Below are 3,888 nucleotides of genomic sequence, written 5' to 3'. Positions count from 1 at the left end.
CTGGCGGACACCGCCGCCGACGCGGACCCCTCCGGCGCGGGTCCGGCCGCGGACGAGGAGGGAGCCGCCGGGAGACGCCCACAGGCCCGCCCCGCCCACCCGGCCCGAGGCCCCGGGCACGTCGGCCGGGGGGACCCCGCCGAGGCCGACCCCGGCTCGGCGGTGTCCGGCTCCGGGGAGGCGCCCAGGCGTTCGGCCCGTTCGCCGGGGCCGGAAGAGGCTTCCGCCGCCGCGGCCGAGACCGGAGAGGGCGGGGAGGCCGGTCAGAAGACCGGTGTCTCGATGTCGCAGAACGCCCGCTCGCCCCTGGCGAAGACCTCGGCGACCGGGTAGTCCCGCCCCAGGGTGCGGGCGAAGCGGGTCAGGACGTCGTCCAGGAGGGCCTCCGCCTCGTCGCCCCGTCCCAGCGCGCGCAGGTCGTGCGCCAGGTTGCCGCCGCAGACCAGGGACACCGGGTGGTCCGGTCCCACGGTGGCCCGCAGCGCCTCCAGGTGCCGGCCGTCCGCCCGCGCCGCCTCCTCGTGGCGGCCCGCCGAGTGCAGGTCGTTGGCGAGGTTGACGCCGCAGCGCAGCGTGCAGTTGTGCTCCGGACCGAAACGGGCCGCCAGCTTCTCGTACGCCGTGAGGTTCAGGGACAGCGCCCGCTCGTGCTCGCCCAGCGCGCTGAGGACCAGGGCGTGGTTCGTCTCGGTCATCGGCAGATAGGGATGGTCCGCGCCGAACAGCTGCTCGTACCCGGCCACGGTCTGCGCGGCCAGCCGCTCGGCGTCCTCCAGTTCGCCGCGCAGCAGCAGGTCGATGGCGTAGTTGCCCACCGCCGCCAGCGTGTTGAGGTCGCCCTCGCCGTACCGGGCCCGGTAGCGCTCCACCGTCCGCGACGACCGGTCGTACGCCTCCTCGTAGGCGCCCATCGCGCGCAGCGAGACCGCGAGGTTCTTCGCCACGTCCAGGGTGGACGGGTGCTCGCGGCCCTGCCGGTCCCTCAGCTTCGGGTACAGCGCCCGCAGCGACTCGGTGGAGCCCCGGTAGTCGCCCAGCTCCCGCTGGTCGCGCGCGTAGTTGGCCGCCACCACCAGCGTGACGGGGTCGTCGGGGCCGAAGATGCGCACCCGCCGCTGGTAGGTGTCCGCGTCCAGCTCCAGCGCCTCCTGGAACCGGCCGAGCAGCCGCAGGTCCAGCGCGTGGTTGGCGGCGGACATCAGCGCCAGCGGGTAGTCCCGGCCGAAGCTCCGGGTCAGCCGCTCCAGGGTGTCGGCGTCCCGCTCCGTGGCCTGCTCGAAGTCGCCCAGCACCCGCAGGTCCGCCGCGTTGCTGTTGGCGATGGCCAGCGTCTCCTCGTGGTCCTCGCCGAACACCCGGCGGGCCCGCACCAGCAGCTCCGCGTTCAGCTCCCGGGCCTCGTCGAAACGGCCGAAGTTGCGGATCAGCGTGGCGTAGGAGCGGGTGGTGCGCATCGTCTGCGGATGGTCGTCGCCCAGCCGCTGCTGCCACTCCTTGCGGGCGAATTCGGCCAGTTCCGTGCCGCCGGTGTAGTCGCCGTGCAGGTACAGGTAGCGGATCTCGTTGATGACCAGGTCCCGCACCTCCCGGTGGTCGCACTCGACGGCCCGGGTGGGCCGGATGTGCGGCCGCAGCTCGGAGTAGCGGCGCCAGTTGTCGTTGTCCTCCGGCTCCTGCGGGTCGGCGGCGGCCAGCAGCACGTGGGTCAGGTGGTAGGTGTCCTCCTGCTCCTGCTCCGACATCTGGTTGAACAACACCGCCTGCACCAGCCGGTGCATCTGGAGGCTGTTGCTGCGGTGGTCGATCCGGGCGAGGGCGAGCCGGCCGATCTCCCGGGTGGCCAGGCCCAGTTCGACGGGATCGCGCAGCGCCTCGGCGAGCGGCGAGGGCAGCGGGGCGAACGCGGCACTGCGCAGCATGGCCCAGCTGATCGGCTCCGGGGCCATGCAGGAGCACAGCCGCAGCAGTTGCACGGCCGCGGGACTGCGCTGCTCCAGGCGCTCCATGGCCAGGTTCCAGGTCGCCACCACGGAGTGCGGGTACCCCGAGGGCACGGAGGTGTCCAGCAGCCGGTCCGCGTGCTCGCGCAGCAGCCCCAGGTACTCGTCGACCGACATCGCCGTCTCCGCGTGCCAGGCACCGGCCTGCTCCACGGCGAGCGGCAGGTCGCCCAGCGCCTCCGCGAGGCGGGAGGCGTCCTGCGCGGGCATGCCGGGCACCCGGCGCTGCAGGAAGCGGACCGATTCCTCGCGGGAGAAGACGTCCACCGAGACGGGGTGCGCGTGACCGGCCCAGCTCTGGTTGCGGGAGGTGATCAGGATGTGCCCCTCGCCGGAGGGGAAGTACTCCTCCAGGTCCTCGGGCCGGTCGGCGTTGTCGAAGACCAAGAGATACCTGCGGTAGGGAGAGCCCCGGCGCAGCGCGTCGAGGACGAGCGGAAGCGCCTCGTCACCACTGGGCCCGGCCTCCAGGCCCAGGTGCGGTGCGAGAGCGGCGATGGCGGAGCGGACCAGCGCGGGGTCCTCGGCGTTGATCCACCAGATCAGCTGGTACTGGGACTGGTAGCGGTAGATGTACTCCACGGCCAGCTGGGTCTTGCCCACGCCGCCGAGGCCGAAGAAGGCCTGCGGCACGATGGCCGCGCGACGGTCGGCCAGCCGGTCGTGCAACTGGGTGATCAGCTCGCTGCGCCCGGTGAAGTTGTGGTTGCGCGGCGGGATGCGCCGGCCCCACACCTGCGGCACGGTCTCCTCGAACCGCATCGGACGGGTGAGCGTCGGAAGGGTGCCCGTCGGGACCGGCCCGGTCTTCGCGGGGCCGTTGACGCCGACCGGGTGAGAGGCGGACTCGGCCACGGATGGATCCCTTCCCGGTGTGTGCCGTGACTGTTCCCCCGTCGGCGCGGACGTCCCCCCGGGCCGGGTGCCGGGACCGGCCGGGCGGGGGCGGCCGGCGCCCGTTTCGATGGCTCCGCTGGTGGATGTGGTGTCAGTCACACCGTCATCGTATGGCGACTTTGCGTCACCATCTCCCCCGGGCCGTTGCTGCCGGGAGATGAGGTCCCGCAGTTCGCGCGCGCGGGTGGCGAAGCCGCCGCCCAGGGCGTCGGCGACCGCCGCGTCGACCTTGGCGAAGGGCAGGCTCTCGACGCTGATCCGGGAGGGCAGCCCGCGCGAGGGATCGGTCAGCGTGGCGTCGAACCGGTACGGCGCCGAGGAGTGCTCCGCCAGATAGCCCGACACGGCCGTCAGGACCCGGCGGCTCTCCTGCCGGTGCAGCGAACCCAGCAGCAGCGACCGCACCGTCTCGGGAAAGTCGAACTCGGTCTGCTCGGCCGGGCGGGGCTGCGCCGGCACCGGGTGCAGCAGGCCGGACAGGAAGACCTCCGCCAGGTGCGAGGGGGTGGTGCGCGGCGCCATGACCTGCTGCACCAGGCGCATCACCGGCAGGAACAGCGGGGCGGCGGCGAGATACCCGGCCAGTTCGAAGGCCTGCGGCGAGGCCTCCGCGCGGAACGCCAGCACCCGGTCGAGGGGCGACAGCCGCTCGTCCCGCACCGCGGCCACCGAGTCGCCCGGGCCCGGCTCCGGGCGCGGGACGGCGTCGGCCCGTACCGCGTACCCCTGGAACGGCGAGGACTCGGGGCGCGCGACCAGCCGCGCCCACATCTGCAGGGCCGCCGGGGCGAGTTCGACCACGGGCACCAGCAGCCCCGGCCGGACGGCATCCGAACGCAGGTCCGCGTTGGAGGCGCCGGGCCGGGATGCCTTGAGGGCGACGGGCAGCGGCCGCAGCGCGGTGCGGTGCCACAGCCGCCGGTCGAGCGGCTGGACCAGCGCCGTCGGGCCCCCGCGCGCCCAGCGGGCCAGCAGCCGGTGCGCCGCGCCC

Annotated in this window: 1 protein-coding gene and 1 pseudogene; one reads left to right on the top strand and one right to left on the bottom strand. The window is 74.0% G+C overall.

The window, feature by feature from the left end:
* A pseudogene (locus BZZ08_RS39200) lies at window positions 1-333 on the top strand (hypothetical protein); the annotation flags it as partial.
* Here the strand turns inward: BZZ08_RS39200 and fxsT are convergent.
* A partial coding sequence (gene fxsT / locus BZZ08_RS38195) for an FxSxx-COOH system tetratricopeptide repeat protein (RefSeq protein WP_104636709.1) occupies window positions 264-3,888 on the bottom strand: 3,625 nt, incomplete at its 5' end. The pseudogene BZZ08_RS39200 and the gene fxsT sit on opposite strands and share 70 nt — an antisense overlap.

The sequence above is a fragment of the Streptomyces sp. MH60 genome, from assembly GCF_002939385.1.
Taxonomy (GTDB): Bacteria; Actinomycetota; Actinomycetes; order Streptomycetales; family Streptomycetaceae; genus Streptomyces.
The sequence above is the reverse complement of the archived record's forward strand: the minus strand, read 5'-3'. Positions and strand labels throughout refer to the sequence as shown.